The sequence below is a fragment of the Paucisalibacillus globulus genome, from assembly GCF_900184735.1.
Taxonomy (GTDB): domain Bacteria; phylum Bacillota; class Bacilli; order Bacillales; family Amphibacillaceae; genus Ornithinibacillus; species Ornithinibacillus globulus_B.
Genome location: NZ_LT855405.1, coordinates 180,125 through 204,936, shown reverse-complemented (window position 1 = coordinate 204,936; position 24,812 = coordinate 180,125). Strand labels below are relative to the sequence as shown.

Here is a 24,812-nt window from a genome sequence, read left to right as displayed (position 1 = left end):
ACTATATTGCATATGCTAGTAGTAGAAAGGGGTATTGGGGACACCATGGGAACATCATATGTTAAGCTTAGGCCATTATTAACGGATATTTTTAATCACTTACATGCCAATCCAGAGATTAGCTGGAAGGAATATAAAACAACGGAATATATAAAGGGTTTACTCGAAGAAAAGGAATGTACGATTCAAACGTTTGAGGATGCTCCGGGGCTAGTCGTAGAAATTGGGAGTGGAAAACCAGTAGTTGCATTGCGTGCAGATATTGACGCGTTATGGCAAGAAGTGAATGGTGAGTTTACAGCCAATCACTCATGTGGTCATGATGCCCACATGACGATTGTATTAGGTGTATTATTTACCTTGCTTGAGGATGGAATTCCAGAAAAAGGTACATTTCGATTTATTTTTCAACCAGGTGAAGAAAAAGGTGATGGAGCACTGACGCTGGTCGATAAAGGTGTTGTAGATCAGGTCGACTATCTATATGGTCTTCATTTACGTCCGATTCAGGAATTACGCCATGGCCAATTCTCACCTGCCATACGACATGGTGCTTCATGGTCTGTTGAAGGTGTTATAACTGGTGAAGATGCACATGGAGCAAGACCACATCTAAACGCCAATGCCATTCAGATTGGTAGTGAATTCTTTCAGCATTTAAATAATATTTATTTAGATCCGATGATTCCGCATTCCGTGAAAATGACAAGCTTCCATGCTGGTGGTGAGAGTACTAATATCATTCCAGGTAATGCTACCTTTTCTGTAGATATGCGTGCACAGACAAATGAAGCAATGGAAGAGTTAATGGGAAAAGTGGACCGCATAGCTAAGATGCTTTCTGACTATCATCAAGTAGATATTGAACTTACGATTAGTTCTAGTGTGGCTGCTGCAGTTATCAACGAGGAAGCAAGTAAGATTATGGAAGAGGCTATCGTGGATACGGTTGGGTCAGAGCATTTAGTGCCAATGATTACCACGACTGGTGGGGATGATTTTCACTTTTATACCATTAAAAGACCTAGCTTAAAAGCGACGATGCTTGCTGTGGGCTGTGATTTGGAGCCGGGATTGCATCATCCGAATATGGTTTTTAATCATGAAGCAATTGAGCCAAGTGTTGAAATTATTGTGAAGGCATTATTGAAAACAGTAGAGAAATATCAGGATTAGAGGGATTAAATGGAAATTGAAATTCGAGAACTTACAACTTTAGATGAACTAGAGGAAATGCAACGTGTGGAGAATGCGATTTGGGGAGATATGCCGACACCAATTCATCAAACGTACACCGCCTATCACAATGGTGGTGTTATGATTGGTGCTTTTCTTGATGGGAAGATGATCGGATTCCAATATAGTTTCCCTGGTTTTGATGGAAAAGAACCTTATTTAGTGTCACATACCCTAGGCGTGTTACCAGAATACCGAAAATCAGGTCTTGGTGGTAAGATAAAGATAAAGCAAGCCGAAGTGGCAGCGGAAAAAGGGTATAACATGATGGTATGGACTTTTGACCCGCTTGAAAGTGTGAATGCTTATTTAAACTTACATAAACTAGGCGGAGTTGCCGCTACTTATAAGGAGAACCACTATGGTGAACTGGAAGATGGGTTAAATAATGGACTTGCAACAGACCGTTTTCAAGTAGAGTGGTATTTTCTTAATGAAAAGAAACAACAAGAAAGTGTATTTAAATCTTCGAGATTGTTACTGGAAAAAGGTGAGAATGATGTGCCTAAGCGGACAAGCATTGCACTTCAACAGGATGGAAAACCTTGGTTTGTTGCTATTCCAGACAATTTTCAGGAGATAAAACAACGTGATATTAATTTGGCAATCGAATGGCGACTGGCAACAAGGAAAGTGTTCCAAATGTTGCTTAGAAATCACTATTTTGGTAAAGATGTCATTCGAGGTAATGGTGTAAGCTATTACTGTTTTTATAAATCATGAGGAAGAAGGGTTTAGGTTGGCAATTCCTTTTAAGAAAATAATTTTACACCGATTAAATATGCGAATGATTTTCCCTTTTACAACAAGCTTTGGAACGATGCAGGACAAGGAGTTCTTTATTGTAGAGGCAGTAGATACAGAGGGGAATCGTGGGTTTGGGGAGAGTGTATCTTTTCCAATTCCCTGGTATACAGAAGAAACTGTTAAGTCTAATAAAGATATAATGGAAGATTTCTTAATCCCTATATTACGTGAAAATCCAATCAACCATCCAGATGAAGTTTTTCCGCTTTTTGGCAGATTACGGGGAAACAATATGGCTAAGGCAGCTATTGAGGGCGCGGTTTGGGATCTATACGCAAAACGTCAGGGAGTTTCACTCGCCAAAGCACTTGGCGGAGAAAAGACTCAGATTGATGTTGGGATTAGTATTGGTATTCAACCGACCATAACGGAACTATTGGAGAAAATTGAGGGATTCTTGGACCAAGGTTATAAGCGAATAAAATTAAAAATTAAACCTGGTCATGATGTCGAGATGCTCCGCCAAGTACGAGCGGCATTCCCGGATACGAAAATTATGGCAGATGCCAACTCTGCTTATACCTTACGAGACATTGATTTGTTGAAGCAGTTAGATGATTTAGATTTAATGATGATTGAACAACCATTACAGCATCATGATATTATTGACCATGCGAAGCTCCAAAAAGAAATCCAAACACCAATTTGCTTAGATGAAAGTATTCATTCTCTTTATGATGCTCAAAAAGCAATTGAGCTTGGTAGTTGTAAAATCATCAATATTAAAGTTGGTCGAGTTGGAGGATTGTCTGAATCCGTAAAGATCCATGATTATTGTGAAGCCCATGGGATACCAGTATGGTGTGGTGGTATGCTAGAAGCTGGCGTAGGACGAGCTCATAATGTGGCGATTACAACACTTTCTAATTTCGTTATGCCTGGTGATACAGCTGGTTCCTCTCGCTACTGGGAAAAGGATATTATAAAACCAGAGGTGGTTGTAAAGAATGGCAGTATCCAAGTTCCGACAGGCCCAGGAATCGGTTACGAAATTGATGAAGAAGCATTAGAAGAATTTCGTTTTGAGAAAGTTGAATATGATATGTAACATTATGATTCTATCTAACATAAATCGAATTAAAAAAAGTGCACCAGAATCATTAGATTCTGGTGCCAGTTATATTAAGGGAGGGTCTAACTAACAAACTAACCTATTCAACAGATGCTTCATCAAAATAATTCAATAATCCTTCCGTAATAGCTATTGCGACAGACTCTTGGTATGAATCTGATTGCATCTTTTCAAGATCACCTGGATTGGTCATAAATCCTAACTCTAGTAGAACGGCAGGATTTTGGTTATGTGCTAGCACATAGTATCCTTCTTTCTTGATTCCTCGATCATGCATATCCAGGTTGTCAGTTAACGCTGTATGAATTGCTTTGGCAAGATTACCGCTTGTTGTGGCGTTGGAGTAGTACGTATTGATACCATTTACGGACGAATCACTAAAATAGTCATAATGAAGACTAATAAATACATCTGTTTTGTGGGTATTACTTTGCTTTACCCGATTTTGTAACGAGATAAACGTGTCATCTTTTCTTGTGAAATTTACAGTAGCCCCTTCTTCTTTTAGATACTCCGCAACCTTTTTAGCAGTTGAAAGTGCAATGTTTTTTTCATAAACTCCATTTTTAACAGCCCCGGCATCTTTGCCACCATGACCTGCATCGATTAAAATATTGTATCCATCTAATGTATTTTTTGTCACCACAATTGTATCTTCAGAAACTTGTACTTTATTTGGTTTATAAATGCCTACTGGTATTTCAACTTGTTCTTCTAAAGCATGTTCTGGTTGGTTCTTTTCGAAAAAGAAATCTTCATGTTGCTGTTCTGAGTGGTCGTTATCTTCTTCAGCCAGTTCAGAATGATTCTCCTCTACTTTAGTTTCTTCTTGCTCTTTTCCTTCTTGTTCTTTTTCTTCTGGTTTTTCTACTGGTTCTTCTTTATCTTCATTTGTCTCTGTTTCTTCTAGTACACTATTATCTTCCACTAATAATAACTCTTCTGAATAAACCCAAACTGGTTGTCCATTATAGAAGGTTTTCACCCAACCGTCTTTCTCTTCAAATGTTCGAAGTTTATCTCCTTCAATTAAGGTGCCAATTCTTTCTGCCTCTTCATTTGGTGCAGTTCGCATGATACTTTCCGTTTGAACTTCATATAGCTTATCGTGATTATTATCTAGTTCCTCTGCATAGGTGCTATTTATAGGAAAGAATGATACAAACACAACGAATAAACCTGTCCCCAGAAACATTTTTAAAACTTTACTCATATTCTCTCAATCCCTTTCTCTTAGATTATGAATCTATCAAAAAGGATGGACAGTAAATAATAGTTTTATACATGGACACGAGAAAATTTCATAGATTTAAAGGAAAATAGTTCTTTATTAGTAGATGACTTCGATTAGCTGCTAGGACAATTGTCCAGAACAAATAGGAGAGCTATATCTTTAGTTGGTAGTATCTTGTGAAAAACATTTAGTTATTCTATCCATTAATACAAGAAAGTTGTGGTCTTCATTTACGGAAACGTGTCGAAACGGATAATCAATGGATGTATTTATGACACCTTTTATCAGTAAGTGACTATTAAGTCGATTTGTAAACAAATCTTGCGGATGCTGAAGAGAGGGATTTAGGAGTAAGATGCCATTAGTTTTGACTTACAGATATTGATTAAATATTAATCTCTAGTAGTTAAAGCTCATGGTTTCAACAGGGTTAATGCTTTTTCGACGATGACAAACATTTACCCTTAGTATAGAAGGATTCTTTCTACATAATGTAACTATTTTAGCTAGTTTTTTAAATCTATTATCCCAGATAACAAATAGTAGATTCATAGGATTCTTTATTCTGAATTTCCTGTTAATATGGGCACAACGGTTGATGTTAATGTGAAAAGTTGGAAAAGTTATGATAGGAAGGTCGGGTGATAAATGAAAAAAGTACTGGTGGGTGTGATAGTAACTTCCTTATTGCTAGTCTTTCAACTAGCAACTGTGCATGGTAATAGTTTCTCCTATAAGGATAGGCTAATAAATATGATTAGTAGTGTTGAAGATTTCTTTAAATCCCATAATGAGAAACAGGAAAGACTTGAAGAAGATCTTGCACAGCTACATAAGGAAGTGTCAACAACTACTACTAACCATCTTGAACAGTATAAAAGAGAGTATTTATCGAACCTCGCTAAAAAAGAAGAGAGCATTAAACTCCAGGATCCTTTTGCAGAGTATACCAGACAAAAGAACAATGAAATCGAAATGGAGATCAGTGAAGACATTACGTCATATATCAGTGAACTTTTAGAACAGGATACTAATCAAATGAAGAATAGAAAGGGAGAATAGAGATGAAAAAAGGAAAAAGCTTAAAAACAAAAATTATTGCAGGTGTAGTAGCCGTAGGGGTTATTTCAGGTTCAGGAGTAGCATTTGCCAATACTGATGCAGGTGCGAATTTACGTGCATGGTATGAGGGGATGTTCGGTCAAACCGTTAGTTCCATTGAAGCAGATGTTACAGCTTATGGGGAAAGTAAGCTTCCAGAATTACAGGCTGAATATGAAGCATTAAAAGGGGAAGCACAGGTTGATATTGATTTATCTAGAGAATTGGCAACAGGTGAATCATTAGAAGAAATCATTAATGCAAAGTTAAGCCACTTGGATTCTCTTGATGCAGAAGAAAGAGCCATTTTAGAAAATATTGGAGCAGAGTTTTATAATGTATTCTTAGATGGGTACTTTGAGATCCAACGTCTTCAAGGTGAAGGGCTAGCATACGCTACGAATGACCTCACATCTTTCACAGGTAATATTAGTCAAGAAGCTCAAGATCAAATGACAACAGATATTAATGCAGCAAGGGATAATGCAGTACAAGAACTGGAGGATGCTATTCGCGAAGCACAAGAAGCTATTGGAGCAGAGCTTGCGAATCAAGAAGAGATTACAACACGTAATCTAAAGAACCAAATTAATTTTCACATCAATGACTTAAGATCTCAAGTGACAGAATTGCTTGAAGGATTAGTAGCAGAGCAAGAAGCAATTATTATTGCTAAGGCACAGGAACTAGAAGATGAGGCAAAAGCAGCACTTGATGATGTTGTAAATGGAATTAATGAATAATAGTCTTATAGTTTAAGTGGATGTCCTGGTAATGGGTCTGTTTCCCTCTAAAGTAAGGAACAGACCCTTTCAGGAGATCCCTTTCCATTAGGAGGGGAAATTCATGATGAATGGAAAGAGACCATCCCTAAAAGTAATAGGAACATTTCTCGTTATTATGATCATGATTAGTAGTGTTCGAGTCGTTTTTGCGGAACAGGATATTGCACAGATGTTATATAGTTGGATGGATAATAAAAGGTCCCAATCTATCCATGAATTAGATCAGAGCATAGCTTTAGAACAAGCTGAGCAGACAAACAGATTAAAGAGCGAAATCCAGCAGGCAATTACTTCAGCAGAGAAGCAACATCAGGAATTTCTTGAAAATGAAAAGTTAAAACGAATAAATAGCATAGAAGATTATGCTGATAAATTGATTGAAACATATGATGTGAAAGTGAATTCTAGTGAAGATGTTACGAAGAAGTTAGATTGTATCGCAAGAAATGCAGAAATAGAAATGGATATAGTCCTAGGGTTAACGGATAAAAGCGCATTAAAGGACTGCGGGGAATTAGCCTCAGTAAATGCAGGAAATCAAGTTGAAGAAAGTGTAGAGAATCCTGTTAATAAAGAAAATAAGAACGAATCAGGAGAGAACCCAGAGATGTCTGAAGAAGACTAACAAGAAGCAGTAATATGGAAGAAAAGGGTTTAGGTGATGATGTAGATTCAGCCTGAGTAAGCGAAATCCTTCTAGTGGTAGGTGTTATAGATGGAAACGAATGTAATGATGGATGGAACAAGGGTCAGAGAAGAAGAGGAAAAGAAAGCTAGTTTGCTTAGCTGGACTCTATTTATTATTAGTTTGGTATTGATATTTATTATTTTTCGTTTTGTTATTGGAGTAATCACCATTTCAGGTAATTCGATGAATCCTACGTTAGAAGATGGTGACATTCTATTAACTAGTAATCTTATTTTTACTGTAGAGCGCAATGATATGATTGTATTTCGGGATGATAATGGATTTAATGTAATAAAAAGAGTGATTGGATTACCAAATGATAGAATTGCCATACAGGATGGTAACGTTATGGTAAATGGTGAAGTAGTAAATGAAACATACACGACAGGACTATCAACTGATATGGAAGAAGTGATTGTACCGAGTCAAGCCTACTTTGTCCTAGGGGATAATCGAACACCTGGAGAGAGTTTGGATAGTAGGAATCAAAACGTGGGATCAATAGAGGAGAACAATATAATAGGCGAGGTAATGATTTCTTTGTTTCCCTTTTCGTTTAATTAAAGTGCCAGAACTGCGATGATTCTATCGTTCGTAGTGCCTGGTTTTTTATTTTTATATAGTTCTTATGACTGATAAAATCGAGTAGAATCGACAATATTCGTGTATTGATGGCACCTGATTGGTATTGATAATGCTCGTATCTTCGAATATAATTATAATAATCATCCCAATTATTTGACAATTGTAAATAGAGTGATGATAACAAAAAAGAGAGGGGATTCATTTTATATGAGGAATTTAAAGAAATACTGGTCAGTTGCCTTCTTATGTTTAACTTTAGGTTTGGTTTTAGCTGCTTGTGGCTCAAGCACAGGTTCAGATTCATCAGGAGATAAGTTAGTCGTTGCTACTGATGCTACATATGCACCAATGGAATATATGGATGATAATGGCAATATCGTCGGTATAGATATTGATATTGTTGATGCAATTGCAGAAGCTGCAGGATTTGAAGTGGAATATAAGAACTATGGTTGGGAGCCGTTGTTTGCTGCGGTAGAAAATGGTGAAGTCGATTTTGCGGTTTCGTCTATTACAATTACGGATGATCGAAAAGAATCCTTTGATTTTACTGACCCTTACTTTGTTGCGAATCAAGTAATTCTTGTTCCTGCTGATAGTGACGTGGAGAGTTTTGAAGATTTAAAGGATAAAAGGGTCTCTGTTCAGATTAATACAACAGGTCATGAGGTTGTGAAGGGACTACTAGGAAATACTAGTTCAGATATTGTTGCCACAGAAACCATGCCATTAGCCATTACAGAAATGTTAAATGGGAATGCTGATGCGTCAGTTGGAGATAACTCGGTAGTCTTAGAATATGTGAAAAACAATCCGGATGTTGAATTGAAAACAATTGAGGATGATAGCTTTGAAAAAGAATTCTATGGATTAATGGTTCAGAAGGGGAACTCAGAGATTTTGGACTTGTTAAATGAAGGAATTCAAAAGATTAAAGAGGATGGCACATTAAAAGAACTCACTGGTATAGATATCGAATAGATAGATGGAGAAGTAGCAGAGCGATATCATACTGGAGGTGGACATGATAGATTTTTTAGATGCTATTCGGTTTGACATGATTTGGAATTACAAAGAACTTTTTATACGAGGACTATGGATTACACTAAGTCTTACTGCGGTTGGCTATGTTGGTGGTATCATCCTTGGCCTATTCCTTGGAATAGGAAAGCTATCCAAGATTAAGTGGATCTATTATCCAGCCAAGTATTATGTGGATTTCTTTCGTGGAACACCACTTTTGGTACAAATTCTTCTTATTCACTTAGCAGTAATTCCAAGTATCTTTGGTCATTCCTTGGGTTACTTTGTATCTGGTGCTACAGCACTTATGTTAAACTGTGCGGCCTATAACGCGGAAATAATCCGTGCGGGAATACAGTCCATTGAAAAAGGGCAAATGGAAGCGGCTCGTTCTCTTGGGATGCCACAAGGGGAAGCCATGCGATTTATTATATTGCCACAGGCATTCAGGCGTATGATTCCACCACTCGGAAATGAGTTAATTGCACTACTCAAGGATTCTTCCTTAGTAACCGTAATTGCTGCAAATGACCTCTTGTATGCTGGAAAAGTAGTAGCAGGTGCTTATGCTCGTTTCTGGGAACCGTACATTACGGTTGCTATCCTATACTTATTATTGACATGGGTATTTACCAAAGTGATTGCATATGTCGAAAGACGCTATAGTAATAGTTATATTCCTTCACAAAGGCGCCGAATATTCACATTCGGACGCGCTTCGGCAGGAGGGTAAACATGATAAAAATACAAGGTTTGCATAAATCGTTTGGGAAATTAGAGGTCTTAAGAGGAATAGATTGTGAGATAAGTGAAAAGGAAGTAGTCTGTGTTATTGGTCCGAGTGGATCAGGTAAAAGCACATTTCTACGTTGCATCAATTTATTAGAAGAGGTTACTAAGGGATCTGTCTATATTGATGGGGTTAAGATTAATAGTAAGGATACGGATATTAATGAGATTCGGAAGGAAGTAGGGATGGTGTTTCAACAGTTTAACCTATTTCCACATATGAATGTTCTGGATAACATCACAATTGCTCCAAAACGGATTAGAAAAATGCATGAGGTAGAAGCGAATGATCTCGCATACCAACTGTTAGAGAAAGTTGGGCTAAGGGATAAGGCTAGTGCGTATCCTGAACAACTTTCAGGTGGACAAATGCAACGGGTAGCCATCGCTAGAGCTCTAGCAATGAAACCAAAGGTAATGCTATTTGATGAACCAACATCAGCTCTAGATCCAGAAATGGTTAAAGAAGTGCTTGATGTTATGAAACAACTAGCTAAGGAAGGTATGACAATGGTTGTAGTTACCCATGAAATGGGCTTTGCACGGGAGATGGGGGACAGAGTATTGTTTATGGATGAGGGTGTTATTATGGAAGAAGGAACACCTTCAGAAGTATTTGGTCAACCAAAGAGTGTGAGGACTCAGGACTTCTTGAGTAAGGTGTTGTAAAACATATATCATGAAAAAGCCCTTCTGATTGGAGGGCTTTTTCTAATAGGCTGTTTTTAAATGATTGTTGCTTTATTCTAACGGTTGATAGAAACTGCGAAGTAACAACTAATATATTTTCTTTCTTGAAGAATATAGTGGTATGATACCGCTCCGGCAGAATACTCCGCTTTCCGCGGGCGGCTGGTGAGCCTCCTCGTGCTTTCGCACTGCGGGGTCTCACCTATGCCTATCCTCCCGCAGGAGTCTCCGTATTCTGCCTACGCTAGTAGAAATTTCTATACAAATGCATTTGATTTAAATATATAAAATTAAATTTAATCTCTATACTAGCGCAGGAAATACACGGAGACTCCTACGGGAATAGCACGTGTCCGAAGACCCCGCAGAGGCGATCTTCCCTCGAGGAGGCTGAGGCCGTGCCCGTGGAAAGCGGAGTGTATTTCCGTAGCGGCTATGTTGCACCCAAAATAAATTATTAACTCCACAGTCTCTAACAAATTATGTAATTATCATTGATCTTCTAGAAAGTCATCTCCTTAAATAATAGGTGAAAAGTTGGATCTTTAGTATAGTAGAATTCCTCATAAAAAAATACTCCAGCTTGTATAATAGCTGGAGTATTTCCACATATTTATTTCTTTTTCTTAGTCAATCTACCTAAAACAAACGCACCTGCAGCAACTCCTAGAACAGTGTTTGTTTTCTTGTTAAATACTTGTTTCACCACTAAGTTAATGTTTTGTGGGCGTTCAGCTAGGCGGCGCATGTAGTAGCCATACCAGTCATCACCAAATGGTACGTAGGTACAGAAGTTATAACCTTCTTTTGCCAAATCCAGTTGCATATCTTTACGGAATCCGTAAAGCATTTGGAATTCAAATTTATCTAATGGAATATTGTTTTCTTTTACAAATTCCTTTACATGATTAATAACCCTGTGATCATGTGTTGCAATGGACGTGAATTTTCCACTAAGTAAGTGATACTCGATTAGCTTTAAGAAATTTTGATCAATATCTTTCTTATCTTGGAATGCAACAGATTCAGGTTCTTTATAAGCACCTTTAACAATACGAAGGCGGTAATCCTTATATTTTTCAATATTCTTCACTGATTCATAGAAATACGCTTGAATAACAGTTCCAATATTGTCGTAATCAACAGATAGCTCGTCAATTAAATCAAAAGAGGGCTTTAAATGGCCGTAATCTTCCATGTCGAAATTAATGAAAATATCATATTCTTTCGCTTTGGAAACGATTTCTTTTAAGTTCTGCTTACAAAACTCATAATCGATATCAAGCCCAAGTTGTGTTGGCTTTAAAGAAATATGAGCATCAGCATTATTAGTATGAATTGCTTCGATAACTTCTAAGATTTGGTTCTTTGCCTTTAGAGCTTCTGATTCCTCTAATACAAATTCCCCTAAGTTATCAATGGTTGCAGAGATACCATTGTTATTTAATTCTTTTACACTTTGAATCATATCTTGAATATTAGTACCCGCAACAACAGATTGGGCACCTAATTTCAAACCGTATTTTTTTGCAGTTGTATTTAAAAATTGATTCTGTGACATACCAATGAAGAAATCTTTTAAGTTCATTATGCATACCTCATTTGCTTTTTTCTTTTATTATAACGGAAAAAGATGATATCTGTCACTTGTTGTATATTGTCTACAATATATTGCTAGATTGATTTACTTTTAACCTCTCCTATGGATTGGTTATATCTTGGCTTCGTAGCTTTAAACCATTGATGGCAAAGGATAATAATTATTATTAAATCAACAGCATCTCCACCATAGTACATCAACATGCCACCTAATTCAGCTTTATTTGGTGGTACACCATCTGGTGGATAAGCATAAATGAATTTTGCTAGGATTGCATGTGACGCTAAAGCTATTATTAGTATAATAGAACGGTACATAAAGCTATGACGTAGTGGTATTGGATCCATGTATATTATAGATATGGTAAATAGATATCCTGCTAGAAAGACATGGATATGAATAAAAAGAAATAATAGAGTACTTTCATGCATAGTGGAATAGAGGTTCGTTGTATATAACAGCCACAACCCACCCATATTTAAGATGGAAGTTATAAAGGGATGGTGCAGCCATTGAATTGGCCTTCTCTTTAAAAATGTTGTTACTTTTCTTGCATGCTGTGTAGATAGGGCACGAAGAAAAATAGTCATTGGAGTACTTAATACGATTAGTAATGGTGCTAACATTCCAAGCAATAAATGAGTTATCATATGGACACCAAAATCGTGATGTGCAAGTCTTGCTATTGGACCTGTAACAGCAATCAATGCACTGATAATCCCAAGTATAAATAAAATAGTCCGATAGAAAGGCCATTTCTTAAACTTTCGATTGGAAACGTAAACTGCAAAAAGATAGCCGATTAATCCAACTATAAATGGAACTGCCAATAGTATTTCGATAGTTTGATTAATGGTGTAGGTTAGGTGTTGGTCGCTCACTTTTTATCCAATACCTTACGCCTAGATTTTAATACAATCGAAATACCAATAAGCATTAGTGATGCGGCAAGGAGATTCCAGATGACGTCATAGACGATTATGTTTTCCACATAACGGATTTGGTGGATACGCATGATTTTATGCTGAATAATTCCATCATATAGATTAAAGGCACCTCCACCGAATAACACACTTCCCTGCCATATCGGATAAAAAAACGCGTCTCTCCTTCTTAAATCGGCTACTAAGTATAGTCCCCCAACTGTTGCAAACCAGCTAAATACATGAAACACACCGTCAGAGATGAGTCCTACACTCGTTGTAGACTTGTCATAGAAATTGTGCCAATGAAGAATCTGGTGAAAAATTGCTTCATCTAAAAATGCAACCAGCCCTAGTCCAAACAAAACTCCAGAAATTATATTCCGATTGATAAAAGCTTTTTGTTGTTTATCCATAAGTTTATCCCTCTCATAATCAATTGCTTCGTATTCATTATGGACGGTAATAATCCTTGCTATTCAAAGGGCCCATCAGAGGTCTTTGGGAAACACGCTTGTTCAACTTTGGATGGCATGATAAGTTTAGATATATTGATTTGAACTAAAAGGAGTCTTTTACCTGATGTCATCTAAAGTTATTTTTTCATTAGTAGAAGCAGCAATTATCGCTATTATTGGTGGGTACATATTTTTCTTACTGACAACGCCGCTACCATGGATTTTAGGTCCTTTAACATTTGTCATGATTTGGCAGGGTGTAACGAAAAGAAGGTTGATCATCCCTCATTACATTCGCGACACTGGCTTTATTATTCTAGGAATCTATTTTGGTTTATATTTTACGAAGCAAACTCTTCAAACCGTTATCCCATATCTGCTACCATATATTGCCGTTACGTGCCTATTAATCTTAGCTTGTATCTTACTTGGTATGCTGGTAACAAGGTGGATTCGAGTGGACAAGGTTACGAGTGTATTCTCCTGTATCCCAGGGGGATTATCTGAAATGGCCATTGCTAGTGAGTCGTTAAAAGGAAATATATCGTTAGTAGTCATTTTTCAGACCATCCGTCTAGTAACGGTGCTATTTACCATACCACCAATAATGATCTATTTTCTTGGGGATACAGAAGGGATAAGGTTAAAACAAGAAGTAAGTATAACTTCCACAGATAATGTAAGTTACGTATGGTTTATACTTCCAGTGCTGGCTTCTGTATTTCTACGAAAGAAAATTCCTGCTGGGATTATTATTGGTGCTCTTGGGGTAACAGCAATACTTAATGTAAGCCCAATCGAACTTCATTCTATTCCTTCTATTCTGATGAATGCAGGACAGATAGCAGTTGGTGCAAGTCTTGGAAAAGATATTCTGTTTAAGGATTTAAAAATAGGAGGAAAATATACTTTTGTCTATTTCGGCCTATCTATTACTATTATCGGAATATCGTTTGGTTTAGGGGCATTGTTAGCAACATTTACATCATTAGATTTAGCAACCGCTATGCTAGGAATAGCTCCAGGTGGATTTTTTGAAATGGTATTAACTGCATATAATGTTGGAGGGGATCCCGCAGTTGTAAGTGCTCTACAACTTACAAGAATCTTGTTAATTGTATTACTTGTACCTGTAACCTTAAAATGGTGGTTTAATAGAAAAACAAAGCTTCAAAGTACACCAAATTGAATTTTTACGCATCTATAATAGGACAGAACAAACCTAAAACTAGATGCGTTTTATTTTTTGAAACAAGTTGGCAAAATATTATTTACAATTCCAAATAAATGTATTATTATGAACAGTATGAAATAAATATTAAAAGTTTTCCGAAAGTTTTTTGTAATTATTCGTTATGTTTTATAAAACACCGGGGTAAGACATCGAAAGAAAGTGTTCTTACTTTTTGGTGTTTTTTTTCTGTTCTAATATGAAAGCGTTTACGGATGGTTCTAACAACCTATTTTATTAAATCCTATACATATAGGATTTAAAATATCAATAAATTAATGGAGGGGAAATTAATGAAAAAGACATTATTTTTTAGCTTGTTTGTAGCACTAATTCTTGTATTAGGTGCATGTAGCGACAAAGCTGGTGGATCGGATGACGGTTCTTCTTTGGAAGGTGAATTCATTACCGTTCTAACTGGTGGTTCATCAGGAGTGTATTTTCCATTAGGTGGAGCAATGGCTAAAATCTACCAAGAGATGGGTGCGAATGCGAATAGTCAATCGACGGCTGCTTCTGCTGCCAATATTACAACATTAAATAAAGGGGACGCAGAGGTTGGATTCTCCATGGGGGATGCGGCTGAGGATGGATATAAAGGCATTGATAGTTTTGAAGAGCAAGGAGCACAAGAAAATGTTCGTTCCATTGCTTCCTTATATCCAAACTATCTTCAAATTGTAGCTACAGCGGATTCTGGAATTAAAACCATTGAAGACCTAAAAGATAAAAGTGTTGCTGTAGGTGCTCCTGCATCTGGTACAGAAATTAGTGCTAAACGTGTCCTTGAAGCCTATGGAATGAGCTATGACGATATCAATGAAGATTTCCTTTCATTTGCTGAAGGTGTAGAAGGAATTAAGAATGGCACAATTGATGCTGTTGTCATTTCTTCAGGACTACCAAATGCTGGTGTCATGGAACTTCAAACTACGAATGATATTGTAGTTGTTGAAATCGCAGAGGAAAAAGTGTTAGAGATGCAAGAGAACTACCCGTCATTCTTCCCAGCAACAGTTGGTGCGGATGTATATGGGTTAGATGCGGATACACCTACTATTGGGGTTAACAATGTACTGTTAACTCATAGTGAAGTCTCTGATGAAGTCGTGTATGAGTTAACAAAGGGATTTTTTGAAAATCTTGATACATTAAAGGATACACATAATGCTGCAAAGGATATCGATATTAAAAATGCTTTGAAGAACTTACCTGCACCACTTCATCCTGGTGCTAAGAAGTATTTTGATGAGCAAGGGATATCGGAATAACGTATAAGAAGGAATTTATATGCAGAGAAGAGTAATCATCATCGTGATTCTAATTCTGATTGCTACTGGAATCTTTCTGATTCCAGTGCAATCAGGGATTATATTAACCAATCTAGAAGGGAAGCCATATCACTTCTTTAGTTGGCAAGGAGATACTGTCACGGTTGGTTGGCGGCATTCTGTTGAACTTACACCGTGGAAGGAAACTTATGCAATATTGGATAATGATGCATTAACCTTAGAATCTACTATGTATAAATCCTATGGGGCTGGTACGCCAGATGCGGATGGTAAGGTTGACATTCTACAAAATGGGTTTATTCGAGTAACTGGAATAAAGCGAGAGGTACCATATTATTCCCTTTACTATGTACCGATTTCAGAGTACTACATTGAAGATGGTACTACGAAATATCCTCTAAAAAACTATGTTCCAGACTATAATCATGTTCAAATTAAATATGAAACATTATCCATTTTTGAATGGCTCCAATTCTCATTATTATCATAGCAGGGAGGGATAAACCCAATGAGTGAAGCTGTAAAACCAGTAGAAGAATTATCAGTTGAAGAGCAAAAGAAACTCCTCGAGAAATTTGATACAGAATCGCGATTCCGTCATTTCAATATTCCGTGGATGGTTCGACTTGTTACGTTTTTTGCCGTTGGATTAGCACTTTTTCATTTGTACACATCATTTGCAGGTCCTCTAGTCACCTTGAAACATCGTGCACTACATACTGGTGTCATTTTAGTTCTAGTATTCTTGCTTTATCCATCACGCAAGAAAGCTCCACAGAACCGGGCATCGGTCATTGACTTTATGCTTGCCGTTTTGGCCCTTTCAACCATTGCCTATATATTCATTGATTATATGGGAATTGTAAATCGAATGGGATTACCAAGTACCACTGATATTGTTTTTAGTTTATTAATGGTTATCCTCGTTCTTGAAGGAGGACGCCGTGTTGTAGGGATGGGATTAACTATTTTGAGTTCCTTATTCCTGTTATATGCCTATTTCGGTCCATATCTTCCTCGAATAATCGCACACCGTGGATATTCAATTGAAGATATTGCCACCTATATGTATACAACCACTGAAGGGATATTCGGGACAGCAATTGGTGTATCCGCTACTTTTATATTCTTATTTGTATTATTTGGTTCTTTCTTAAATCGTACCGGACTAGGGCAATTGTTTAATGATTCAGCTTTAGCTATTTCTGGTCATACTGCTGGAGGTCCGGCAAAGGTTGCTGTTTTATCTAGTGGATTTCTTGGTTCAATTAACGGATCTGCTATTGCTAATGTGGTGACCACTGGATCGTTTACCATTCCACTGATGAAACGTACCGGTTATTCTAAGGACTTTTCTGGAGCTGTTGAAGCAGCGGCTTCTGTTGGGGGACAAATCCTACCACCTGTTATGGGGGCAACAGCATTTATCATGGCTGAGACCTTGGGAATGCCATATAAAGATATTGCGATAGCAGCAATTCTACCAGGTATCCTTTATTATATGGGAGTAATTACCGTTGTTCATTTACGGGCTAAAAAGCGTGGATTAAAAGGTCTTTCGCGAAAAGAACTGCCTAATATTTTAGATGTATTAAAGGAAAGAGGACACCTACTAATTCCATTAGTTGTGTTAATTTACATGCTATTTGGTGGCTTTACACCTATCTATGCTGCGGCATGGGCAATCATTTCTACGGTTGTTGTTGCCATGTTACGGAAAAAAACTCGACTGAATTTAAAAGGAATCATTCAAGCACTTGAAGATGGAACGAGAAGTGCCGTTGGGGTGGCAATGGCTTGTGCAATGGTTGGAATTATTGTCGGAGTTGCCTCGTTAACTGGATTCGGTTTAAAAATGACTACGGCAATTTTAGTATTGGGTCAAGATACGTTAATCTTAACCCTATTCTTTACGATGATTGCTTCCATTATTTTAGGTATGGGACTACCATCTATCCCGACATATATCATTACATCTTCCATGGCTGCACCTGCACTGGTTCAATTTGGAATTGAACCATTTGTTTCTCATATGTTTGTATTCTACTTTGGTATTCTAGCAAACTTAACACCTCCTGTTGCGCTTGCAGCTTTTGCTGGGGCGGGAATATCAGGAGGGAATCCAAATCGAACTGGGTTTATATCCCTCAAACTTGCAGCAGCAGGGGTGTTGGTTCCGTATATATTCGTATACTCGCCAGAACTTTTAATGCAAAATGCAAGTGCAGGGGAGATTATATGGATAGCTACAACAGCTGCAATTGGAGTAATCGCACTCGGTTCTGGATTAGAAGGATATTTATTTACTGATATGGCTTGGCCAATACGAATTATTTCCATGGCTAGTGCCATCACACTAGTAATTCCTGGAACCATAACCGATGCGATTGGTATTGGACTACTGTCTGTTGTATTGATCATTCAATTTTTGGCGAAAAAACGTAACAAAAATTCCTATGAGCATGAAAAGATTGTTAATGGGTAGTTTGAGGTAAAAAAATGATGGGGTGCCTTTTAGGCATCCTTTCCTATTTTGAATATATGGTTTGACTGAATAAGGAGTAGAGTCAGCAATGAAAGAATCAGAGATTCATCGTTCTTTACATATAGACCAAGAGAAAATTAGAAAGTTCGTTAGCTTTCTTGCAGCAACTGCTGTGTTCTTCATACTGTTGTTTGGTTTACCTGATACCTTCTCTTATGAGGCTAAACTAATGACAGCGATTGTTACCTTTGGTGTTATCCTATGGGCGTTTGAACCGATTCCAATTGGTTTAACTTCCCTACTCATCTTGGTCCTCATATTAGTGTTTAATATTTTTGATACATCCATTGTTTATAGTGGCTTTGCCTCCCCTGCAACACATCTCGTTGTGGGAGGAATGATGATTGCTCAAGCAGTTAATGAAACATCTTTAGTCAAACGAGTCAGTTATTTTATTGTAAGAAAGTGGGGTGCAACTGCGAAGGGGTTACTTGGAAGTGTTATCATCGTGCAACAGATTCAAGCTTTATTTATCCCTTCTACTGCAGTACGCACAACATTAGTCCTACCAATCTCATCCTTAATTGTTAAAACAGTCGGTGCAAAACCTAATAGTAATCTACGAAAAATGATTATGATGGGGGTTGCATTTGGTGGAAATATCAGTGGTACAGCGATTTTACCAGCTGCGGTTGGAAATATATTAACAGTAGAATTATTGAATCGGTATGCAGGTATTAATATTACTTATTTTGAATGGTTCTTGTATACATTCCCATTATGGTTAATTTTGATTCCGGCAATATGGGTTCTTCTATATAAATATTACCCATTAAAAGATGAACAGAAGAGTTTTCCAAATATTAAGGGTGAAATGAATAAAAAAATGAAGGAATTAGGATCAGTAAGTAACAAGGAGATTCGTTGTCTACTTATTTTACTTGCTATTGTAGGATTATGGATTACCGAGCCATATCACGGGATGCATCCAAGTGTTCCTGGATTGATTGGAGCACTTATCATGACATTACCAGGTGTTGGCTTTGCAAAGTGGGAAAACGTGGTCAAAATCAATTATAATACGGTACTTCTAATCAGTGTGACATTATCAATGGGTTATGGGCTAATCGATTCAGGTGCAGTAGATAGAATAGGAGATTATTTAAGTGTTGGATGGTTCCTAGCAAGTATACAGAACCCCATACTCGCAGCAGTTTTAGTCATCATCTTAACGCAAATTTTTCATAAACTACTTTCTAATGTATCGGCAGCAGTTGTGACCTTAATACCAGTTATGATTAGTGTCGCGAATAATGCAGGGGTTGATCCATTGCCACTTGCATTTATTGCTGGGGTAACAAGTTTATATGGATTCTTGTTAGTGGTAGAAACCATGCCTAATTTATTAGTACACAGTACAGGCCTTATAGGGCAGCGAGATTTCTTAGTTCCAGGAATACTTGCTACTTTGGTAACAGTGGTCGCTACTATAATCGTGGCTCTAACCTGGTGGCAATTAATTGGGTTTATCTGATGTTGGGGGGATTAGTACATGTATGATTATTTAATTATTGGTGGGGGAATCGTTGGATTATCAGTTGGAATGACATTACTTGAGAAGCATCCAGGGGCAAAACTCGCCATCTTGGAGAAAGAGGAAGATATAGCACAGCATCAGACTGGACACAATAGTGGGGTCATTCATTCTGGAATCTATTATAACCCTGGTAGCTATAAGGCGCGATTCGCTAAGGCAGGCAATGAAAGTATGCGGAGATTTTGTGAGGAACATGAGATTCCTCATGATATTTGCGGGAAAGTGATTGTTGCCACAAATGAGGAAGAGATATCAGAGCTAGAAAAGTTATTTAAACGAGCATATCAAAATGGACTGAAGGCAACCTGGTTATCGCGGGAAGAACTAATGGAAAAAGAACCATTTGTCAATGGACTCGAAGCTATTTATTTACCTTCTACTGGAATAGTAGATTATAAGACAGTTTCCAGTGTCATGGCATGGAAGATTCGGTCTTTGGGTGGTACCGTTCTTACTAATTCAGAGGTAACGGCAATAGATGAACGTGAGGATGCGGTCATCGTTGATACAAAAGATAAAACATATGCTACTAAGTTTCTGGTGAATTGCGCGGGACTATATAGTGATCGAATTGCTAGAATGGCAGGATACCATGTTGATGTTAAGATTTTCCCATTCCGTGGCGAATACTATGAATTGCGACCAGAAAAGAGACATCTGGTGAATAACTTGATATATCCAGTTCCTAATCCTAACTTTCCTTTCTTAGGTGTTCATGCAACTAGAATGATCGATGGGAAAGTAGAAGTAGGTCCAAATGCAGTTCCGGGATTTAAGCGAGAAGCATATTGGAAGACTTCCTTTAATTGGAAAGATTTTAGTGAAATCATATCCTATCCGGGATTTTGGAAACTTGGGATTACATACGCAAAAGAAGGACTGGACGAAATGAGTCGTTCTTTTAGTAAGAAGCGGTTTACAGAAAACCTAAGGCAACTTATTCCAAGTATCGAGGAGGATGACTTGATGCCAGCGCCCGCAGGGGTCCGTGCGCAAGCATTGGGAAGTAACGGAGAATTGTTCGATGATTTCTTTATTATCAATGGACGGAATAGTGTTCATGTATGCAATGCACCTTCCCCAGCAGCAACAGCAAGTCTTGAGATTGGAAAAGAGATTGCAGGGAGAATTGGGATTAGATTGGGTGTGTAGCAGTTTGAAAAAGGGCCAGATGTGGTCCTTTTTTTAATTATGATGATGAGGGGAGGTAATTTTTATTTTCGGGGCGGGGGAGATGGTTGAAATGCAGAATAGGAGTGCTCTAATCTTCATTTTGGGGAGAAGAGCAGTATGTAATGCAGAATAGAAGTGCTCTAATCTTCATTTCAAGAGAGGCAAGCAAGTTGAAATGCAGAATAGAAGTGCTCTAATCTTCATTTCAGAGAAGCAAGCAAGTTGAAAAGCAGAATAGAAGTGCTCTAATCCTCATTTCAGTAGAGTAAGCAGTATGAAATGCAGAATAGAAGTACTCTAATCCTCATTTCAGTAGAGCAAGCAGGTTGAAATGCAGAATAGAAGAGTCCTAATCTACATTTTAACGGAGGAGCCAGATTAAAATGCAGAATAGGTGTACAGGACCAACAGTAATTTTCATTTTAATCATAGTAAAAAGACATAATGTAGATAAGGTATACTAGCTAATAGATTAACAACAGAAAAAGACCTAGTAAGCTATCACTTACCAGGCCCATTGTACTCAAAATAAGACCAACGTTTATTACTGATAAATCTGAACTGTTTCATTAGTATTCTCTGTAATCTTTGTGTGGAAGATATGCATGCACACCACTCATGTACCATACTTGTTGTTATTTTTTCTTTCGGAAATAAAAGAATTAATTCTCTAGTACTTCGTATAACGGCATCAGCTATTTTTTCTCTTTTTCCACAAGTTGTGCAATAACAGTAATGACCCTGTACGTTAATGGAGATAGAATCACAACTTTTGCATGTAATTCCCTTTTTTAATTGACTAAATGAATAGGGTGGTAATTTAGAGTAAGGAGAGTCTTTCTGGTGGAGGGAGATAAGCTTGTCTGCAATTAATTTATTTCGATTCGTGATGTTAGATTGATTGGTATTTAGCTTTTTGAGTAAGGTATTTATTTGACTAGGGAGGACGAAAGGTTTATTTACAGGGGCATTGTATAAAGTGAATTCTGGATTGACAAACACAATAGAAGAATCTATAGCATGATGGAGACCGTGATTACTGAGTAGCTGCCGAAATAATGTTTCTGCTCGATCTAATTGGTGTTCTGGGTTTGTTATTTTGTAATTGGGGTACTTATAAAAGTTATCTTTTTCGTAAATGTATTCCCCTTCGAAATTTTTTACTTCAAATAATTTTATAAGCGCTTGAAAGATGATTAGGGTATCAATCTGAAAGGTAGTGTTATTCATCGTGAGTAGTAAATCTTTTATGATGAGACAATCATTTTGAAGTTGATTATCTAGGATATTATCAAATAATAACTCTCCTTCATATCCTTTTTTTAGCTTGAAATAGTGCTGTTTAACTTCCTCAGATAAGTTGCCGCGAAGATATAGAATTTCTAAAATCTGTAACTCCCTGGATGGAGTTCTTTTTTTCACTTCCATTTTCCACTTCCTTTACAAGTTTAAGTAATAAATATTTTTAGCGGAATAAGGGAGTCCTTCCCTTATCCCGCAATATATGACTATAATATTTCTCCTATAAAGCCTTCACTAGCCCTCCATCAACCAACAATGTCTGTCCAGTTACATAAGTATTGGCGCTTGAGCAAAGGAAAACAGCCTGCTTAGCAAATTCTTCTGGCAATCCGTAACGCCCCATTGGAATACTAGCTTCAGTTGATGATTTTATTTCCTCATAGGAGACACCTAATTTATCTGCGCGTATACTGTCTAGGTGTCTAACCCGTTCAGTGTCAATTCTTCCTGGTCCTATGGTATTGATTAGGATATTATCCTTTGCAAGCTCTTGAGAAAGACTCTTGGCTAGTCCGACTACACCTGCACGAAATGTATTGGATAAAATTAGGTTATCTAAGGTTTGTTTGATTGATGATGAAGTAAAGTTAATGATGTGTCCGCTTTTTTGCTTTTGCATATATGGAAGGACTTCACGAATAGCTCTGACAAAACTAAGTAAATTCAGTTCAAACGCATTTTGCCATGCTGCATCATCGAAATTTTCAAAGCCACCAGCTGGAGGTCCGCCTGCATTGTTGACAAGAACATCGACTGTTCCGTATTTATCTGCAGCAAATTGAACAAGTTCTTTTATATCATTTGGATTGGTTACATCACAGGTCTTATACGTCACATTATCATTGGATGTGCTTTCTGTGATTTCCGCAACTACCACTTTTAAATCCTCTTCATTACGGCTAGAAACAACAACATTTGCGCCTTCTTTTGCAAATTGTTCCGCTGTTGCTTTACCTAAACCTTTACTTGCAGCCATAACAATTACTGATTTGCCTTTTAATCCTAGATCCATATGTATTACCTCCTTAAGATTTCCACTAAGAAGATTATAACATACTATCACAATAGTCAGAAAAAAATGTAATTTACAGAGACGAAAAAGCCAGACAACCTGTATTGGCTGTCTGGCATTTCTATTAATTCTTCTTAAATTTACTTCCATTACTTTTCGCCCTAAGTTTAGCAAGTAGATCTGCGGTAGTTTCTTTTGCATCCTTTTCGGCTTCCTGGTCAATGGCTAGGATTTGATAATCGTCTTTTTCTTTTGCTATTTTAAATACAGTATTGATCTCACTTCCCTCAGGAAGTTTTTCTTTTGAGATAATCAGTTCTGCTTTATCTGCTTCAATTAAAATTACTGCCTGATTGCCTTCAAATCTATCTAGTACACCTTTCATGGTTATCCCTCCGAACAATTAGTTAACACAAGCAATACCTTCTGCAACGATATCTTTTATTCTAGCTGGACCGATTCCCTTGATTCGGTCCAAATCTTCTACAGAGCTAAATGGTCGTAAGTCGATTAAATCATGTGCCCGTTCAGGGCCAATATGTTTAATTCGTTGAACTTCTTCCAATGAAGCGGTATTAATATTGACACAGCTACCATTTGATTGGTTAGTTGATGTGTCAGCATTAGAACTTGAATTTGAATCTGAACTTTCATTGGAATCAGATTGATTAGATGCTGTATTTTTTGGTGTTACGGTACCGTCTTTTTTTGTCTTTATCGAATAGTCTTTACCATCTGTTGTAACAATAATCGTTCCATGTACATCGGTACCATATAATTGAATTCCTAGATTCTGTATTAGAGAAACAACCTCGCGATGTGGATGTCCGTAACTATTTCCTGAACCAGCACTATAAATGGCAACTTCAGGACTTACTGCTTCTATAAAAGCCTGATTACTGGATGTACTAGACCCATGATGTCCTAACTGTAGAATGTCCGCATCCACACTGTTTCCGGAACTCATCATCCTTTTTTCAGCACTCTGGTCAGCATCTCCTGTAAATAGGAATGTTACTTCTCCATATGTGAAAAGTAACGAGATGGATTCTTCGTTGGAAGCACCAGTAATGGAGTTCGGGTACAACACTTTAATATTCATTGGTCCAATATCATATTCTTCACCAGCTCTTGGCTCGTGATAGTTTGCTCCACTTGTTAGAACTGCTTCTAAAGCACGTTGGAATGTGTTGGATGTACTTTCATTACCCGAAAGCCAAACTTCTGTAACAGAAAACTGGTTAATAACATCAGCTAACTGTCCAATATGGTCTGCATCAGGATGACTTCCGATGACTAAGTCTAGATTTGTAATTCCTTGTGATTGAAGATAATTTACAACTTCATTTCCACGCCAATCACCAGCATCGAATAGAATAGTATGTTCTCCATACTGAAGTAAGGTTGCATCTGCCTGCCCTACATCAATATAGTGAACTTGAAGGTCTCCAAGATTTTCTATCTGATTTGTTTTTTGTGAGCTTTCTTCGTTACCTGATTCACTTTGTTCTTCCGTGTTATCTTCAGCGTTTTCTTCCTCAAGTGATACTACCGATTCCTTTTGCTCTATCTCTACCTTATTCGTTAAATGGTCACTGCTTTCCTGTTCCACTCCTTGGCCGCATGCGACTAAGAATATGGCCATTAACATGGGTAGTATGAGTCTTTTAAACATGTATATTCCCCCATAAGTTGTATATAAATTCTTTATTAATCGTATCAAATTAGC

24 protein-coding genes are annotated in these 24,812 nt (G+C 37.4%); 16 read left to right on the top strand and 8 right to left on the bottom strand.

Annotation, left to right across the window (positions count from 1 at the left end):
• Window positions 1–12: 12 nt before the first annotated feature.
• From BN999_RS19070 to menC, 3 genes are read left to right on the top strand one after another with little or no spacing between them, the layout of a single operon-like run.
• Window positions 13–1,176 carry a M20 peptidase aminoacylase family protein gene (locus BN999_RS19070; protein ID WP_255247531.1) on the top strand — a complete coding sequence of 388 codons (1,164 nt, stop codon included), beginning with the start codon at window positions 13–15 and terminating at the stop codon, window positions 1,174–1,176.
• A 9-nt stretch (window positions 1,177–1,185) separates the two neighbouring features.
• The gene (locus tag BN999_RS19065) at window positions 1,186–1,959 is read left to right on the top strand and encodes a GNAT family N-acetyltransferase (RefSeq protein ID WP_096274141.1); all 774 of its coding nucleotides are present in this window, start codon (window positions 1,186–1,188) and stop codon (window positions 1,957–1,959) included.
• A gap of 22 nt (window positions 1,960–1,981) precedes the next feature.
• Window positions 1,982–3,091 carry an o-succinylbenzoate synthase gene (gene menC / locus BN999_RS19060; RefSeq protein ID WP_096274431.1) on the top strand — a complete coding sequence of 370 codons (1,110 nt, stop codon included), beginning with the start codon at window positions 1,982–1,984 and terminating at the stop codon, window positions 3,089–3,091.
• Between the two features lie 103 nt (window positions 3,092–3,194).
• On the opposite strand, the gene BN999_RS19055 is transcribed toward menC, so the two are convergent.
• A complete protein-coding gene (locus tag BN999_RS19055; RefSeq protein ID WP_096274139.1) occupies window positions 3,195–4,328 on the bottom strand; it encodes an N-acetylmuramoyl-L-alanine amidase in 1,134 nt (377 codons plus the stop codon).
• 669 nt (window positions 4,329–4,997) lie between these two features.
• Between BN999_RS19055 and BN999_RS19050 the strand changes: the two genes are divergently transcribed.
• From BN999_RS19050 to BN999_RS19020, 7 genes are all read left to right on the top strand, one after another.
• Window positions 4,998–5,411, top strand: coding sequence for a hypothetical protein (locus tag BN999_RS19050; RefSeq protein WP_096274137.1), 414 nt, complete (start codon window positions 4,998–5,000; stop codon window positions 5,409–5,411).
• Between the two features lie 2 nt (window positions 5,412–5,413).
• Entirely contained in the window at window positions 5,414–6,193 is a 780-nt protein-coding gene (locus BN999_RS19045; protein WP_096274135.1) for a hypothetical protein, read from the top strand.
• Between the two features lie 103 nt (window positions 6,194–6,296).
• Window positions 6,297–6,860, top strand: coding sequence for a hypothetical protein (locus BN999_RS19040; RefSeq protein ID WP_096274133.1), 564 nt, complete (start codon window positions 6,297–6,299; stop codon window positions 6,858–6,860).
• A gap of 90 nt (window positions 6,861–6,950) precedes the next feature.
• On the top strand, window positions 6,951–7,487 hold the full coding sequence (gene lepB / locus BN999_RS19035; protein WP_096274131.1) for a signal peptidase I: 537 nt from the start codon (window positions 6,951–6,953) through the stop codon (window positions 7,485–7,487).
• Window positions 7,488–7,715: 228 nt separating this feature from the next.
• Entirely contained in the window at window positions 7,716–8,489 is a 774-nt protein-coding gene (locus BN999_RS19030; protein ID WP_096274129.1) for a basic amino acid ABC transporter substrate-binding protein, read from the top strand.
• A gap of 46 nt (window positions 8,490–8,535) precedes the next feature.
• Entirely contained in the window at window positions 8,536–9,264 is a 729-nt protein-coding gene (locus BN999_RS19025; RefSeq protein ID WP_096274429.1) for an amino acid ABC transporter permease, read from the top strand.
• 2 nt (window positions 9,265–9,266) lie between these two features.
• Window positions 9,267–9,989, top strand: a complete 723-nt coding sequence (locus BN999_RS19020) for an amino acid ABC transporter ATP-binding protein (RefSeq protein WP_096274127.1) — start codon at window positions 9,267–9,269, stop codon at window positions 9,987–9,989.
• Between the two features lie 634 nt (window positions 9,990–10,623).
• On the opposite strand, the gene BN999_RS19015 is transcribed toward BN999_RS19020, so the two are convergent.
• The 3 genes from BN999_RS19015 to BN999_RS19005 form a co-directional block, all read right to left on the bottom strand.
• A complete protein-coding gene (locus tag BN999_RS19015) occupies window positions 10,624–11,598 on the bottom strand; it encodes a proline dehydrogenase family protein (RefSeq protein ID WP_096274126.1) in 975 nt (324 codons plus the stop codon).
• 86 nt (window positions 11,599–11,684) lie between these two features.
• Window positions 11,685–12,491: a cytochrome c oxidase assembly protein gene (locus BN999_RS19010; protein ID WP_096274124.1), complete on the bottom strand. Its 807-nt coding sequence runs from the start codon at window positions 12,489–12,491 to the stop codon at window positions 11,685–11,687.
• A complete protein-coding gene (locus tag BN999_RS19005; RefSeq protein ID WP_096274122.1) occupies window positions 12,488–12,949 on the bottom strand; it encodes a DUF2243 domain-containing protein in 462 nt (153 codons plus the stop codon). The genes BN999_RS19010 and BN999_RS19005 overlap by 4 nt, the downstream gene beginning before the upstream one ends.
• A 166-nt stretch (window positions 12,950–13,115) precedes the next feature.
• On the opposite strand from BN999_RS19005, the gene BN999_RS19000 reads away from it, so the two are divergent.
• The 6 genes from BN999_RS19000 to lhgO all read left to right on the top strand — a co-directional run bounded on the left by BN999_RS19000 (window position 13,116) and on the right by lhgO (window position 20,748).
• A complete protein-coding gene (locus tag BN999_RS19000) occupies window positions 13,116–14,180 on the top strand; it encodes an AbrB family transcriptional regulator (protein ID WP_096274120.1) in 1,065 nt (354 codons plus the stop codon).
• A 335-nt stretch (window positions 14,181–14,515) separates the two neighbouring features.
• Complete coding sequence (locus BN999_RS18995) at window positions 14,516–15,493, top strand: TAXI family TRAP transporter solute-binding subunit (protein ID WP_176482043.1); 978 nt, start codon at window positions 14,516–14,518, stop codon at window positions 15,491–15,493.
• A gap of 19 nt (window positions 15,494–15,512) precedes the next feature.
• The gene (locus BN999_RS18990; protein ID WP_096274116.1) at window positions 15,513–16,004 is read left to right on the top strand and encodes a DUF1850 domain-containing protein; all 492 of its coding nucleotides are present in this window, start codon (window positions 15,513–15,515) and stop codon (window positions 16,002–16,004) included.
• 18 nt (window positions 16,005–16,022) lie between these two features.
• Window positions 16,023–17,999, top strand: a complete 1,977-nt coding sequence (locus BN999_RS18985) for a TRAP transporter permease (protein ID WP_096274115.1) — start codon at window positions 16,023–16,025, stop codon at window positions 17,997–17,999.
• Window positions 18,000–18,087: 88 nt separating this feature from the next.
• Window positions 18,088–19,533 carry an SLC13 family permease gene (locus tag BN999_RS18980; protein WP_096274113.1) on the top strand — a complete coding sequence of 482 codons (1,446 nt, stop codon included), beginning with the start codon at window positions 18,088–18,090 and terminating at the stop codon, window positions 19,531–19,533.
• 18 nt (window positions 19,534–19,551) lie between these two features.
• Complete coding sequence (gene lhgO, locus BN999_RS18975) at window positions 19,552–20,748, top strand: L-2-hydroxyglutarate oxidase (protein ID WP_096274111.1); 1,197 nt, start codon at window positions 19,552–19,554, stop codon at window positions 20,746–20,748.
• 522 nt (window positions 20,749–21,270) lie between these two features.
• On the opposite strand, the gene BN999_RS18970 is transcribed toward lhgO, so the two are convergent.
• The 4 genes from BN999_RS18970 to BN999_RS18955 form a co-directional block, all read right to left on the bottom strand.
• On the bottom strand, window positions 21,271–22,197 hold the full coding sequence (locus BN999_RS18970; protein WP_096274110.1) for a nuclease-related domain-containing protein: 927 nt from the start codon (window positions 22,195–22,197) through the stop codon (window positions 21,271–21,273).
• A 94-nt stretch (window positions 22,198–22,291) separates the two neighbouring features.
• Window positions 22,292–23,083 carry an SDR family oxidoreductase gene (locus tag BN999_RS18965; protein WP_096274108.1) on the bottom strand — a complete coding sequence of 264 codons (792 nt, stop codon included), beginning with the start codon at window positions 23,081–23,083 and terminating at the stop codon, window positions 22,292–22,294.
• Window positions 23,084–23,207: 124 nt separating this feature from the next.
• A complete protein-coding gene (locus tag BN999_RS18960; RefSeq protein ID WP_096274106.1) occupies window positions 23,208–23,468 on the bottom strand; it encodes a DUF3006 domain-containing protein in 261 nt (86 codons plus the stop codon).
• 18 nt (window positions 23,469–23,486) lie between these two features.
• A complete protein-coding gene (locus BN999_RS18955) occupies window positions 23,487–24,758 on the bottom strand; it encodes an MBL fold metallo-hydrolase (protein ID WP_096274104.1) in 1,272 nt (423 codons plus the stop codon).
• Window positions 24,759–24,812: the final 54 nt, after the last annotated feature.